The 13,110-nt window shown below is 70.2% G+C and carries 13 protein-coding genes; 11 read left to right on the forward strand and 2 right to left on the reverse strand.

All coding sequences use genetic code 11. The features are described from left to right. Positions 1-130 precede the first annotated feature (130 nt). From odhB to VEC03_RS15380, 4 genes are all read left to right on the forward strand, one after another. A complete protein-coding gene (gene odhB, locus VEC03_RS15365) occupies positions 131-1,402 on the forward strand; it encodes a 2-oxoglutarate dehydrogenase complex dihydrolipoyllysine-residue succinyltransferase (protein ID WP_324916894.1) in 1,272 nt (423 codons plus the stop codon). A 67-nt stretch (positions 1,403-1,469) separates the two neighbouring features. Then, positions 1,470-2,903 carry a dihydrolipoyl dehydrogenase gene (lpdA, locus tag VEC03_RS15370; protein WP_324916897.1) on the forward strand — a complete coding sequence of 478 codons (1,434 nt, stop codon included), beginning with the start codon at positions 1,470-1,472 and terminating at the stop codon, positions 2,901-2,903. A 10-nt stretch (positions 2,904-2,913) separates the two neighbouring features. Continuing rightward, a complete protein-coding gene (gene zapE, locus VEC03_RS15375) occupies positions 2,914-4,011 on the forward strand; it encodes a cell division protein ZapE (protein ID WP_324916900.1) in 1,098 nt (365 codons plus the stop codon). Further along, positions 4,008-4,598, forward strand: a complete 591-nt coding sequence (locus tag VEC03_RS15380) for a hypothetical protein (protein WP_324916902.1) — start codon at positions 4,008-4,010, stop codon at positions 4,596-4,598. Before zapE ends, VEC03_RS15380 begins: the two co-directional genes overlap by 4 nt. A 2-nt stretch (positions 4,599-4,600) precedes the next feature. On the opposite strand, the gene VEC03_RS15385 is transcribed toward VEC03_RS15380, so the two are convergent. Then, positions 4,601-5,362: a PP2C family protein-serine/threonine phosphatase gene (locus VEC03_RS15385; RefSeq protein WP_324916904.1), complete on the reverse strand. Its 762-nt coding sequence runs from the start codon at positions 5,360-5,362 to the stop codon at positions 4,601-4,603. Between the two features lie 110 nt (positions 5,363-5,472). Between VEC03_RS15385 and VEC03_RS15390 the strand changes: the two genes are divergently transcribed. Next, the gene (locus VEC03_RS15390; protein ID WP_324916906.1) at positions 5,473-5,676 is read left to right on the forward strand and encodes a YdcH family protein; all 204 of its coding nucleotides are present in this window, start codon (positions 5,473-5,475) and stop codon (positions 5,674-5,676) included. Next, complete coding sequence (locus VEC03_RS15395; RefSeq protein WP_324916909.1) at positions 5,676-7,715, forward strand: ATP-dependent DNA helicase; 2,040 nt, start codon at positions 5,676-5,678, stop codon at positions 7,713-7,715. Before VEC03_RS15390 ends, VEC03_RS15395 begins: the two co-directional genes overlap by 1 nt. A gap of 55 nt (positions 7,716-7,770) precedes the next feature. Here the strand turns inward: VEC03_RS15395 and VEC03_RS15400 are convergent, their stop codons facing one another. Next, a complete protein-coding gene (locus VEC03_RS15400; protein WP_324916912.1) occupies positions 7,771-8,568 on the reverse strand; it encodes an outer membrane protein assembly factor BamD in 798 nt (265 codons plus the stop codon). Between the two features lie 36 nt (positions 8,569-8,604). On the opposite strand from VEC03_RS15400, the gene VEC03_RS15405 reads away from it, so the two are divergent. From VEC03_RS15405 to rlmN, 5 genes are all read left to right on the forward strand, one after another. After that, entirely contained in the window at positions 8,605-9,690 is a 1,086-nt protein-coding gene (locus VEC03_RS15405) for an RluA family pseudouridine synthase (protein ID WP_414708506.1), read from the forward strand. A 76-nt stretch (positions 9,691-9,766) separates the two neighbouring features. Further along, positions 9,767-10,501: an SMC-Scp complex subunit ScpB gene (gene scpB / locus VEC03_RS15410; RefSeq protein WP_324916917.1), complete on the forward strand. Its 735-nt coding sequence runs from the start codon at positions 9,767-9,769 to the stop codon at positions 10,499-10,501. Continuing rightward, a complete protein-coding gene (locus tag VEC03_RS15415) occupies positions 10,498-11,913 on the forward strand; it encodes a pseudouridine synthase (protein WP_324916920.1) in 1,416 nt (471 codons plus the stop codon). The genes scpB and VEC03_RS15415 overlap by 4 nt, the downstream gene beginning before the upstream one ends. Before the next feature lie 122 nt (positions 11,914-12,035). Beyond that, positions 12,036-12,461, forward strand: a complete 426-nt coding sequence (gene ndk, locus VEC03_RS15420; RefSeq protein WP_324916922.1) for a nucleoside-diphosphate kinase — start codon at positions 12,036-12,038, stop codon at positions 12,459-12,461. 19 nt (positions 12,462-12,480) lie between these two features. Further along, on the forward strand, positions 12,481-13,110 hold a 630-nt coding region (gene rlmN, locus VEC03_RS15425; protein WP_414708505.1), incomplete at its 3' end, for a 23S rRNA (adenine(2503)-C(2))-methyltransferase RlmN.

A 13,110-nucleotide genomic window follows, 5' to 3' on the forward strand; every position in this document is an offset into this window, starting at 1 on the left:
CAAGTCCCACGGACATCCCCGCCCATGCGGGGATCCAGTGCTTTTCCGCAGCCCGTCGAAGCCGGATGCCCTGGATTCCCGCCCACGCGGGAATGACTCCAGACACTGACAAGAACTCCCAGGAAAACAAATGGCAATCGTTGAAGTCAAGGTGCCGCAGCTCTCCGAGTCGGTGGCCGAGGCCACCCTGCTGCAGTGGAAGAAGAAGGCCGGCGAGGCCGTGGCCCAGGACGAGATCCTGATCGAGATCGAGACCGACAAGGTGGTGCTCGAGGTGCCGGCGCCCAGCGCGGGCGTGCTGGCCGAGGTGGTGGTGGCCGATGGCGGCACGGTGGTCGCGGAACAGGTGATCGCGAAGATCGATACCGAGGCCCGCGCCGGCGCGGCAGCACCGGCTGCCGCCGCGGCGGCGCCTGCATCGGCTCCTGCTGCGCAGCCCGCGGCGGCTCCCGCTGCTGCCGGTGGCGCCAAGTCCGGCATCGCCATGCCGGCGGCCGCCAAGCTGATGGCCGACAACCAGCTGGCGCCCGGTTCGGTGGCCGGTACCGGCCGCGACGGCCGCGTGACCAAGGGCGACGTGCTGTCGGCCGTGGCCGGCGGCGGTGCCAAGGCCGCCGTCGCACCGCCGGTGCCGGCCGCTCGCCCCGCTGCGCAGGCCTTGCCGCAGGTGGCCGCGCCGGCGGGCGCGCCCGAACTGGGCGAGCGTCCCGAGCAGCGCGTGCCCATGAGCCGCTTGCGTGCCCGCGTCGCCGAGCGCCTGCTGCAGTCGCAGTCCACCAACGCCATCCTGACCACCTTCAACGAGGTCAACATGGCCCCGGTGATGGAGATGCGCAAGCGCTTCCAGGAGAAGTTCGAGAAGGAGCACGGCGTCAAGATCGGCTTCATGTCCTTCTTCGTGAAGGCCGCGGTGCATGCGCTGAAGAAGTACCCGGTGATCAACGCCAGCGTGGACGGCAACGACATCGTCTACCACGGCTACTTCGACATCGGCATCGCGGTGGGCTCGCCGCGCGGGCTGGTGGTGCCCATCCTGCGCAACGCCGACCAGATGTCCTTCGCCGAGATCGAGAAGAAGATCGCCGAGTTCGGCGCCAAGGCGCGCGACGGCAAGCTGGGGCTGGAGGAGCTCACCGGCGGCACCTTCTCCATCTCCAACGGGGGCGTGTTCGGCTCCATGCTGTCGACGCCCATCATCAACCCGCCGCAGTCGGCCATCCTGGGCGTGCACGCCACCAAGGACCGCGCCGTGGTGGAGAACGGGCAGATCGTGATCCGGCCCATGAACTACCTGGCCATGAGCTACGACCACCGCATCATCGACGGCCGCGAGGCGGTGCTCGGCCTGGTGGCGATGAAGGAAGCGCTGGAGGATCCGGCGCGGCTGCTGTTCGACATCTAACCGGAAACGAGGCCCCTGACGGGGCCTCGTCCTTTGAGGCGGGCCTGCGCCCGAAAGAGACTTTCCCATGGCCAACAAGCAATTCGACGTCGTCGTGATCGGCGGCGGCCCCGGCGGCTACATCGCCGCCATCCGTGCAGCGCAACTGGGCTTCAACACCGCCTGCATCGACGAGTGGAAGAACAAGGACGGCAAGCCGGCCCCCGGCGGCACCTGCACCAACGTCGGCTGCATCCCCTCCAAGGCGCTGCTGCAGTCGTCCGAGAACTTCGAGCACGCCGGCAAGCATTTCGCGGACCACGGCATCTCGGTGAGCGGCCTGTCGATCGACATCGGCAAGATGATTGCCCGCAAGGACGCCGTGGTGAAACAGAACAACGACGGCATCCTGTACCTGTTCAAGAAGAACAAGGTCAGCTTCTTCCACGGCCGCGGCTCGTTCGTGAAGGGCGGCGCCGACGGCTACGAGATCAAGGTCGCGGGCGCGAGCGAGGAGACGATCACCGGCAAGCACGTGATCCTCGCCACGGGCTCCAATCCGCGCGCCCTGCCCGGCGTGGACTTCGACGAAACCAACATCCTGTCCAATGACGGCGCGCTGCGGATCCCGGCCGTGCCGAAGAAGCTGGCCCTCATCGGCTCCGGCGTGATCGGGCTGGAGATGGGCTCGGTGTGGCGTCGCGTGGGCGCCGAAGTCACCGTGCTCGAAGCGCTGCCGACGTTCCTCGGTGCGGTCGACGAGCAGATCGCCAAGGAGGCCAGGAAGGCCTTCGACAAGCAGGGCCTGAAGATCGAGCTGGGCGTCAAGGTCGGCGAAGTGAAGAACCTGGGGGACAAGGGTGTTTCCGTGGCCTACACCGACGCCAAGGGCGAGGCGCGCACCCTGGCGGTCGACAAGCTGATCGTCTCCATCGGCCGGGTGCCGAACACGACCGGCCTCAACGCCGAAGCGGTCGGCCTGAAGCTGGACGAGCGCGGCGCCATCGTGGTCGACGACGAATGCCGCACCAGCCTGCCCAACGTCTGGGCGGTCGGCGACGTGGTGCGCGGCCCGATGCTGGCGCACAAGGCGGAGGAAGAAGGCGTGGCGGTGGCCGAGCGCATCGCCGGCCAGCACGGGCACGTGAACTTCAACACCATCCCGTGGGTGATCTACACCAGCCCCGAGATCGCGTGGGTGGGCCGCACCGAGCAGCAGCTCAAGGCCGACGGCGTCGCCTACAAGGCCGGCACCTTCCCCTTCATGGCCAACGGCCGCGCGCGGGCGCTGGGCGATACCACCGGCATGGTGAAGTTCCTGGCCGATGCCAAGACCGACGAGATCCTGGGCGTGCACATCGTGGGCCCCATGGCCAGCGAGCTGATTTCCGAAGCGGTGGTGGCGATGGAGTTCCGCGCCTCCAGCGAGGACATCGCTCGCATCTGCCACGCCCACCCGTCGCTGTCCGAGGCGACCAAGGAAGCGGCGCTGGCCGTCGACAAACGGACGCTGAACTTCTGATCAGCGGCCGATGTCCGTTCGCCAGGCCTACGAAGCCGAACTGAAGGCGCGCGGCTACCGGAGCGACCCGGCCCAGTTGCGGGCCGTGGAGGCCCTGGACCGCTGCGCGGCGGAGTGGGCCCAGTACAAGGAGAAGCGCTCCAACGCCTTCAAGAAGCTGATCAACCGTCCCGCGATCCCGCGTGGGGTCTACATGTACGGCGGGGTGGGGCGCGGCAAGAGCTTCCTGATGGACTGCTTCTACGGCTCGGTGCCGCTCCGGCGCAAGACCCGGCTGCACTTCCACGAGTTCATGCGCGAGGTGCATCGCGAGCTCGCCGAACTGCAGGGCACGGTCAACCCGCTCGATGAACTGGGCGAGCGCATCGCGAAGCGCTTCCGGCTGATCTGCTTCGACGAGTTCCACGTCGCCGACATTACGGACGCGATGATCCTGCACCGGCTGCTGCAGGCGCTGTTCGACAACGGCGTGGGCTTCGTCACCACGTCCAACTTCCGCCCCGACGACCTGTATCCCAACGGCCTGCACCGCGACCGCATCCTGCCCGCGATCGCGCTGCTCAACGAAAGGTTGGAGGTGATCAACGTCGACAACGGCACCGACTACCGGCGGCGCACGCTGGAGCACATCAAGCTGTACCACACGCCGCTCGGGCCGCAGGCCGATGCCGAGATGGACCGCGCTTTCGGCGAGCTGGCCGAGGTGCACGACGAGGACCCGGTCCTGCACATCGAGCAGCGCCAGATCCGCGCACGCCGCAAGGCCGGCGGCGTCGTCTGGTTCGATTTCCGCACCCTGTGCGGCGGCCCGCGTTCGCAGAACGACTACCTGGAGATCGCCAGCCAGTTCCACACCGTGCTGCTGTCCGACGTGCCGGCCATGCCGGTCAACATGGCCTCGGAAGCACGCCGTTTCACCTGGCTGGTCGACGTGCTCTACGATCGCCGGGTGAAACTGATCCTGTCCGCCGCCGTGCCGCCCGAGCAGCTCTACACCGAGGGACCGCTGGCCCACGAATTCCCGCGCACCGTCTCGCGCCTGAACGAGATGCAGTCGGCCGAGTTCCTGGCCCTGGAGCGGCGCACGGTGGACACCCGCCTGACATGAACAAGTCCTGCCTGCTGCTGGCCTTCTGGTTCGCGCTGCCGGCCGGCGCCCAGTCGCCGGACGAGGAAGCCGAGCGGGCGCGCATCGCCACCGAGCGCGGGCGCATCGAGGCGGAATTCGAGCAGGCGCAGCGGGCCTGCTACCGGAAGTTCGCGGTCAACGATTGCCTGGACGAGGCGAACGGGCGCCGGCGCGACGCGTTGGCCGAGCTGCGCCGCCAGGAACTCACCCTGGACGACGCACGGCGCAAGCGCAATGCCGCCGAGCGCATCCGCGAACTGGACGAGCGGCGCGACGCCCGGGCGCGCGAGCGGGATGAGGCCCGGGCCAAGGCCCAGGCGGACGAGCGCGAACGCCAGCAGCGCGCAGCCTCCAAGGCCGCCGATGCACAGCGCAACCAGGAGCAGGCGCGGAAACGGGCCGAGCAGGCCGCGCGGGGGCCCGAGGAAAGGCAGCAGCCGGACACGGAAGAGAACCTGCGCCGCCACCGCGAGCGCGTGAACGAAGCGCAGGAGCACAAGGCCAAGGTGCAGCAGCGCGCTGCGCAGGAAGGCCCGCCGGCCAGGTCGCTGCCGCTGCCGCCCTGAACTCAGCCTTCCAGGGGCTCGAGCTTGACGATGACCAGCGACAGGTTGTCGCCGCCACCGTGGCCGCGCGAGCGGGCCTTCTCGATCAGGAATTCGCTGGCTTCGCGCGGCGTCAGCGAGGACAGCACGGAGCCCAGTTCGTCCGGGCTGAAGTAGTGCCACACGCCGTCGCTGCAGGCCATCAGCACGTCGCCGGGCCGCAGCTGGGGCACGAAATGCAGGGTGGCAGGGGGATCCTCCTCCGCGCCCAGGCAGCCCATCAGGATGTTGGACTGCGGGTGCACGTTGGCCTCTTCCTCGGTCAGCTGGCCGGCGTCGACCAGGGTCTGCACGTAGGAGTGGTCGAGCGTGCGCTTGACCAGCTTGCTGCCGTGGAAGTGGTAGATGCGCGAGTCGCCGGCATGCACCCAGTGGCAGTCGCCGGCCGGGTTGATCAGGTAGGCGGCGATGGTGCTGTGCGGCTCCTGCTCGGACGAGATGGCCGTCAGCTTGATCACCAGGTGAGCCTCCTGCACCACCTGCTTGAGCAGGCTGCCGGCGTCGTCGTGGTCGGGCGAATAGCGCTCGAACAGCTGCTTGGCCGTGAGCATCACCTGGTCGGACGCCTTGCGGCCCCCGCTGCGGCCGCCCATGCCGTCGGCCACGACCGCGAGCACGCAGCCACTGGCCCGCGGATGCGCGATCAGGGCGACCTGGTCCTGCTGGTATTCGCGGTCACCCTTGTGGATGCCGGTGGCGGCGGTGAGTCGATAGCCTTTGCCCATGCTGCTGGAGGGCGCGCCGGAGGTGCGGCGCGCTCGATTAATGCCCTCGGAAGACGTATTATCGTCTGGCGCCCGCAGAGCTCCGGCGTGCGTTTTTGGCCAATCATCCCGTGGAATCCAACCTGCACTCGCCCGAGCGGCGGCTGATCGAGCTGCGGATGGAGCACGCCGACCTCGATGCGCTGATCGACCGCACCGCGCACGAGGCACCCCTGGATGAACTGGCCCTGCGCCGCCTGAAGAAGCGCCGGCTGGCGCTGCGCGACCTGATCGTGCAGCTCGAGCTGGCCCTGGACCCCAAAGAACCCGCCTGATGACCCTGACCGAAGCCGTCGGCCGTGCTTTTGCCGGCGACGGCGCCTTGCCCCGGGCGGTGCCCACCTTCCGCCCCCGGCTGGCCCAGACGGAGATGGCCCTGGCCGTCGCCCGGACCATCGAGCAGGGCGGGGCGCTGGTGGTCGAGGCCGGCACCGGCGTCGGCAAGACCTTCTCCTACCTGGTGCCCGCGCTGCTGTCCGGCGAGCGGGTGCTGCTGTCCACCGCCACCAAGACCCTGCAGGACCAGCTGTTCGGCCGCGACCTTCCGCGACTGGTGGAGGCGCTGGGGCTGCCGGTGCGCACCGCCCTGCTCAAGGGCCGCGCCAGCTACCTGTGCCTGCACCGCCTGGAGCTGGCCCGGCGCGACCCGGGCGCGGCCGACCGCAGCGCGATGGCCACGCTCGCGCGGGTCGAGCAATGGGCGCAAGCCACCCGCACCGGCGATCTCGCCGAGCTGCCGGGGCTGGACGAGCGCTCGCCCGTGATCCCGCTGGTCACCTCGACGCGCGAGAACTGCCTGGGCTCGCAATGCCCGCGCTTTCGCGACTGCCATGTCAACCACGCGCGCCGCGAAGCGCTGGCAGCCGACGTGGTCGTGGTCAACCACCACCTGTTCTTCGCCGACCTCGCGGTGCGTGAATCGGGCATGGCCGAACTGCTGCCCACGGTGCGCGTGGCCGTGTTCGACGAAGCCCACCAGCTCAACGAGACGGGCGTGCAGTTCCTCGGTCGCCAGCTCGGCACCGGGCAGTTGCTGGACTTCACGCGCGACCTGCTGGCCGCCGGATTGCAGCTGGCCCGCGGCCTGCAGGACTGGCGCGGGCTGGCCGGCACGCTCGAACGCGCCACGCGCGACCTGCGGCTGGTGGTCGGCCGGGCGTCGGCCTCGGCGCGGCTGCGGTGGACCGGGTCGGCCCCCGAAGGTATTCCCGAAGACGACTGGCAGTCCGCCCTGTCCGAAGTGCTGTCGGCTTGCGAGGACGTGATGGACGCGCTGTCGACTGTGAGCGAGATCGCGCCGGACTTCACGCGGCTGCAGGAGCGTGCGGGGACCCTCGCCGAGCGCACTTCGCGCTTCCTTGCGCCGGCAGAGTCCGGCTCGGTGCGCTGGGTCGACGTCGGCCAGCAACTCCGCCTGGTGGAGTCGCCGCTGGACATCGCGCAGGCGGTGCGCAGCAAGCTGCTCAAGACCGAGGCCGATGGTGGGCAGGGCGATGAAGCCGACCCGGCATCCGCCCCGACGCGCCGCGCCTGGGTCTTCACCTCGGCCACGCTGGGCGACGACGAGCGCCTGAGCTGGTTCACCGAGCCCTGCGGACTGCAGGATGCGCAGGTGCTGCGGGTCGGCAGCCCCTTCGACTACCCCTCGCAGGCCGCCATCTACCTGCCGCGCGAGCTGCCGCGCCCGGCCGACCCGGGCCATGCCGCCGCAGTGGCGCGACTGGCCGCCGGCGCGGCCCCGCGCCTGGGCGGCCGCACCATGGTGCTGACGACCACGCTGCGGGCGTTGCGCAGCATCGGAGATCAGCTGCAGCAGGCGTTCCGCGACTCGCGCGAGATCGAGGTGCTGGTGCAGGGGCAATGGCCCAAGCGCCGGCTGATCGAGCGCTTCCGCGAAGGCTCGCAGCAGGGCGGCCCCGGCTGCCTGCTGGTCGCATCGGCCTCGTTCTGGGAGGGCGTGGACGTCCCCGGCGACGCGCTCGAACTCGTGATCATCGACAAGCTGCCGTTCCCGCCACCGGGCGATCCGCTGGTGGAAGCGCGCTCGCAGCGGCTGGAAGGGCAGGGCCGCAATCCCTTCAAGGACTACTTCATCCCGGAGGCCGCCGTCGCCCTCAAGCAGGGGGCCGGCCGCCTGATCCGCCGCGAGACCGATCGCGGCGTGCTCGTCGTCTGCGACACCCGGCTGGCCACCATGTCCTACGGCCGCCGCCTGCTCGCCGCGCTGCCCCCGATGCGGCGCCTGGACACACCGCAGGATTTCGAAGCGGTGCTCGACGAACTGTCGGCGGCCCGGAGCCTGATGTCGGCCTAGAAACGAATCGAGCCCGCACGGGCGGGCTCGAAGCAGGCAGAGGCGGGCGCTGGGCCTACCAGATCTTCCACCAGGGGTCGGACTCCTTCGCCTTGAACCCCTTGGTCAGGTACTCGCTGTCGGGGTAGGTCTTCTCCAGCACGCGGCGGCTGTCGTCGCGCAGCTGGGTCATGCCCAGCGCGTCGTAGGAGCGCATCAGGATGAACAGCGCTTCTTCCAGCGCCGGCACCTCGCGGTAGTCGGCCAGCGCGGCCTGCGCGCGGTTGATCGCCGCCACGTAGGCGCCGCGCGTGTAGTAGTAGCGGGCCACGTGCACCTCGTACTGCGCGAGCGAGTTGACGATGTACGTCATGCGGGCGCGCGCATCGGGTGCGTAGCGCGAATCGGGGAAGCGGGTGACCAGCTCGCGGAAGGACTCGAACGATTCCTTGGCGGCCTTCTGGTCGCGCTCGGACAGGTCCTGCCGCGAGATGAAGGAGAACAGGCCGAGGTTGTCGTTGAAGTTGACCAGGCCCTTGAGGTACAGGGCGTAGTCGATCGCCGGGCTGGCCGGGTGCAGCTTCATGAACCGGTCCAGCGTCGCCATGGCCTGGGCCTGCTCGCCCGCCTTGTAGTGGGCATAGGCCTTTTCGAGCTGCGCCTGCTGCGCCAGCGGGGTGCCGGCCGCGCGGCCTTCGAGCTTCTCCAGCAGCGGCACGGCCTTGTCGTAGGCGCCTGCGTTCAGTTCGTCGCGCGCTTCGGCGTAGATCCGGTTCGGGCTCCAGTTCGCGGTCTTGTCCTCTTCGACCGTGGAGCACGCCGCCAGCAGCAGCAACGAGGCCACGGCGGCACACGATAATTTCGCTCGAAGCATGAAGCGCAGACCTTCTTGAAACAGGGCCGGACGATTATAGGAGCGGGGCCTGCCGGGGCCGAGGTGCCGGCGCTGCCCGACGACGAGGCCGAGGCCGCCGAAGCGCCATCGGAATGGCGCGAGTTCGCGCTGGACCCGGCGCGCCACGGCATGCGGCTGGACCAGGCGCTGGTGGAGCTGGTGCCCGAGTTCTCCCGCAGCTACCTGCAGCAACTGGTGAACGGCGGTGCGGTGACCGTCAACGGCCGGCGGAGCGCCCGGCCGGCCCACCGCGTGAAGGCCGGCGACACCCTGGGCATCGAGCTGCGGCCCACGCCGCAAAGCCTGGCGTTCCGGCCCGAGCCCATGCCGCTGGCCGTGGTTCACGAGGACGAACACCTGCTGGTGATCGACAAGCCTCCGGGGCTGGTGGTGCACCCGGCACCGGGCCACTGGAGCGGCACGCTGCTCAATGGGCTGCTGGCTCGCGATCCGCATGCCGCGGTGGTGCCGCGCGCCGGCATCGTGCACCGGCTGGACAAGGACACCAGCGGGTTGATGGTGGTGGCGCGCACCCGGGCCGCGATGGACGCCCTGGTGCGCTCGATCGCGGCGCGCGAGGTCGCGCGCCAGTACCTCGCGATCGGGGTCGGCCGCTGGCAGCGGGAGCCGCTCCGTACGGTCGATGCGCCGATCGGCCGCGACCCGCGCCAGCGGCTGCGCATGGCCGTGGTGGATTTGGCCCAGCATGCCGGCAAGCCGGCCATGACCACCTTCGAACTGCTGGACAACGCGGCGGGCGCCTGCCTCGTGCGCGCCAGCCTGCACACCGGACGCACGCACCAGATCCGCGTGCACATGGCCCACCTCGGCCATCCGCTGGCCGGCGACGAGCTCTATGGCGGCGCGGCGCAGCCCGGGGGCGTCGATGGCAGCCTGGCGCGGCAGGCCCTGCACGCCTTCCGGCTCGCCTTCGCGCACCCGGTCACGGGCGAGGCGCTGGCCTTCGTCTCCCCGCTTCCGGCCGACTTCGTGCACGGGCTCTCCGCCTGGGGGCTGCGTTACAATCCGGCTTCAGCGCTGGCGCCAGCAGCCACGCCTGCCGGGCCTGCCAACCCGCCCGCCGGCCGCCAGCCGCGATGAGCCGCCGCCCTTCTGACGGGCCCCACTGACGGGATCGCCCCGGCGCTCCCGATCCAGCCAGGAAGTACGCAAGAAGATGAATACCGCGGATGCCAAGCGCGTCCTGGAGACCGCGCTGATCTGCTCGCCCCAGCCGCTTCCGGTGCGGGAACTGCGGGTCCTGTTCGACGATGAACTCGGCGCCGACACCGTCAAGTCGCTGCTGCAGGACCTGCAGCACGACTGGGCCCAGCGCGGGGTCGAGCTCTCCTGCGTGGCCAGCGGCTGGCGCTTCCAGAGCCGGCCCGAGATGCGGCCCTGGCTCGACCGCCTGCACCCGGAGAAGCCGCCGAAGTACACGCGAGCGGCGTTGGAGACGCTGGCCATCATCGCCTACCGCCAGCCGGTCACGCGCGGCGACATGGAAGACATCCGCGGCGTCACGATCAATACGCAGATCCTCAAGCAGCTCGAGGACCGCGGCTGGGTGGAGGTGATCGGCCACCGCGAAGCGCCGGGCCGTCCCTCGCTGTACGCCACGACGCGGCAGTTCCTGGACGACCTGGGCCTGGCCTCGCTCGACCAGTTGCCCATGCTGGAATCGCCCAGCGGACAGATCGAGGCGCTGGCCGGCCTGGCCGGCGAAGCCGACGCGGAACAGCCGCCGCTCCAGATGGAGGTCGGCGAGTCCCCGGAAGCCGACGCCGACGCAGTCCCGGGAGCCGAAGCCGCTGCCGACCCCGCTGCTCCCGACGCGCCGCCGGCGCCCGACGCCACCCAGCCGGCCGCCGGCAATGCCGAAGCGCCCCCGTCCTCACCCGAAGTCGCATGAATTCCAACGATCCGACCCATCCCGCCGCCGAGGCGGCTCCCCTGGACGACGAGGAGCACGGCCAGGCCACACCCGTCGAGGCGCAGGCGCCTGGCGCGCCCGCGGACACGCCGGCCGTCGCGCCCGTGGACACGCTTGCGGAGTCGGGAGACGCCAGCGAGGACGCTGCGGCAGACGACGACGAGCGCGACGAGGACGAGCCCTCCGCCGGCAGGTCGCCGCGCGGGCGCGCGCCCGCGGCCCCGCCGGCCGAGCCCGTGCGCTTCGAGGACGTGGTGTCCGGCCGTTTCGACGAGGAGGAGCAGGCGGCCGATACGCCGCCGCCCGCCAAGCGCGTGCTGGCGCCGCAGGCCGAGACCCCCAAGCTGCACAAGGTGCTGGCCCAGGCCGGCCTGGGCTCGCGCCTGGAGATGGAGCAGCTGATCATGGAAGGGCGGATCTCGGTCAACAACGAGCCCGCCCACATCGGCCAGCGCATCCAGTTCGGCGACCAGATCAAGGTCAACGGCAAGCCGATCAAGGTGCGCATCGCCCCCCCGGCGCCGCGCGTGATCGCCTACCACAAGCCGGTGGGCGAGGTGGTCACGCACGACGACCCGCAGAACCGGCCCACGGTGTTTCGCAAGCTGCCGAAGCTGCAGCAGGGCAAGTGGCAGTCGGTCGGTCGGCTCGACCTGAACACCGAAGGCCTGCTGCTGTTCACCAGCTCGGGCGAACTGGCCAACCGGCTGATGCACCCGCGCTTCGGCCTGGAGCGCGAGTACGCGGTGCGCGTGCTGGGCGAGCTGTCGGCGGAATCCAGGCAGCGCCTGCTCGATGGCATCGAGCTCGAGGACGGCCGCGCGCAGTTCGGCTCCATCGAGGACGGCGGTGGCGAAGGTGCCAACAACTGGTACCGCGTCACCATCTCCGAAGGCCGCAACCGCGAGGTCCGGCGGCTGTTCGAGGCGCTGGGCCATGCCGTCAGCCGCCTGATCCGCATCCGCTACGGCGCGATGGTGCTGCCGCGCGGCCTCAAGCGCGGGCAGTGGGCCGAGCTGGACGAACGCGACATCCGCGCCCTCACGCAGGCCGCCGGCGGCGCGCCGGCCGGCGAGCGTGCGCAGGGCGAAGGCGGCGGCAAGTCGCGCAACCGCCGCCGTGGCAACCGCGGCGGCGGCCCGCGCCCGGACGGCGCGCGCAACGCCGGCCAGCCCAATGGCGGCAAGCCGCAGGGCGGCGGCCAGCAGCAGCGCCGCAACAAGGACCGCTCCGGAGGCAGTTCGCAGCCGGATCCGATGAAGACCTCGTTCGGCTACATCGGCGCCGACAGCTTCATGCGTCAGCGCCAGGGCGGCCCGGGCGGCAGCGGTGGCGGCGGCGGAGGCCAGCGGCGCGGGGGTGCGCGGCGGGGCAACCGCGGGGGCCGCTGAGGCAGCGGTCACCGACGCCCGGTTTAAAATGCCGGGTTCTCCCGGGTCCGGGCCCGAACTTTTCCCGGCGCCGCGCATCCCAGCCGGCGCGACTCCATTTCCACATCAACAGGTACGCACCCATGGCGATCGAACGCACCCTTTCCATCATCAAGCCGGACGCAGTGGCCAAGAACGTGATCGGCCAGATCTACGGCCGCTTCGAGGCCGCCGGCCTGAAGATCATTGCCGCCCGGATGGCCCACCTGTCGCGCCGCGAAGCCGAGCAGTTCTACGCCGTCCACAAGGAGCGTCCCTTCTTCAAGGACCTGGTGGACTTCATGGTCTCCGGCCCGGTGATGATCCAGGTGCTGGAAGGCGAGAACGCCATCCTGAAGAACCGCGAGCTGATGGGCGCCACCGATCCGAAGAAGGCCGAGAAGGGCACCATCCGCGCCGACTTCGCCGACAGCATCGACGCCAATGCGGTGCACGGCTCCGACGCCCCCGAAACCGCGCAGGTGGAAGTCGCCTTCTTCTTCCCCAGCCTGGACATCCACTCCCGCTGATCGCGGGAACCCCCATGCAATGACGCCCGCTCCCGAGTCCGGTCGCAGGGCCAACCTGCTCGATTTCGACCTCGAGGGGCTGGCTGCGTTCTGCGCCTCGCTGGGCGAGAAGCGCTTCCGCGCCACCCAGCTGTTCCGCTGGATCCACCAGCGCGGCGCGCGCGACTTCGACCAGATGACCGACCTGGCGAAGTCGCTGCGCGACAAGCTCAAGGCCTGCGCCACGATCGAGGGCCTCGCCGTCGCCAGCCGCCAGGAGTCGGCGGACGGCACCATCAAGTGGCTGTTCGACGTCGGCGGCGGCAATGCCGTCGAAGCCGTCTACATCCCCGAGGACGACCGCGCCACCCTGTGCGTGTCCTCCCAGGCCGGCTGCGCCGTCGGCTGCCGGTTCTGCTCAACCGGCCACCAGGGCTTTTCCCGCAATCTCACCACCGGCGAGATCGTGGCCCAGCTCTGGTTCGCCGAGCACCACCTGCGCGAGCGCCTGGGCACGCGCGAGCGCGTGATCTCCAACGTGGTGATGATGGGCATGGGCGAGCCGCTGCAGAACTACTCGGCGCTGGTGCCGGCGCTGCGCGTCATGTTGGACGACCACGGCTACGGCCTGTCGCGCCGGCGCGTGACGGTGTCCACCTCCGGGGTGGTG

The organism is Ramlibacter sp. (assembly GCF_035627355.1).
Taxonomy (GTDB): domain Bacteria; phylum Pseudomonadota; class Gammaproteobacteria; order Burkholderiales; family Burkholderiaceae_C; genus Ramlibacter.

What these genes read in the sequence shown, in the direction of transcription:
- zapE (WP_324916900.1), top strand. Translation starts at nt 2,914, where the DNA reads ATGTCCGTTCGCCAGGCCTACGAAGCCGAACTGAAGGCGCGCGGCTAC.
- VEC03_RS15400 (WP_324916912.1), bottom strand. Translation starts at nt 8,568, where the DNA reads ATGCTTCGAGCGAAATTATCGTGTGCCGCCGTGGCCTCGTTGCTGCTG.
- VEC03_RS15395 (WP_324916909.1), top strand. Translation starts at nt 5,676, where the DNA reads ATGACCCTGACCGAAGCCGTCGGCCGTGCTTTTGCCGGCGACGGCGCC.
- VEC03_RS15415 (WP_324916920.1), top strand. Translation starts at nt 10,498, where the DNA reads ATGAATTCCAACGATCCGACCCATCCCGCCGCCGAGGCGGCTCCCCTG.
- VEC03_RS15380 (WP_324916902.1), top strand. Translation starts at nt 4,008, where the DNA reads ATGAACAAGTCCTGCCTGCTGCTGGCCTTCTGGTTCGCGCTGCCGGCC.
- lpdA (WP_324916897.1), top strand. Translation starts at nt 1,470, where the DNA reads ATGGCCAACAAGCAATTCGACGTCGTCGTGATCGGCGGCGGCCCCGGC.
- scpB (WP_324916917.1), top strand. Translation starts at nt 9,767, where the DNA reads ATGAATACCGCGGATGCCAAGCGCGTCCTGGAGACCGCGCTGATCTGC.
- VEC03_RS15385 (WP_324916904.1), bottom strand. Translation starts at nt 5,362, where the DNA reads ATGGGCAAAGGCTATCGACTCACCGCCGCCACCGGCATCCACAAGGGT.
- ndk (WP_324916922.1), top strand. Translation starts at nt 12,036, where the DNA reads ATGGCGATCGAACGCACCCTTTCCATCATCAAGCCGGACGCAGTGGCC.
- odhB (WP_324916894.1), top strand. Translation starts at nt 131, where the DNA reads ATGGCAATCGTTGAAGTCAAGGTGCCGCAGCTCTCCGAGTCGGTGGCC.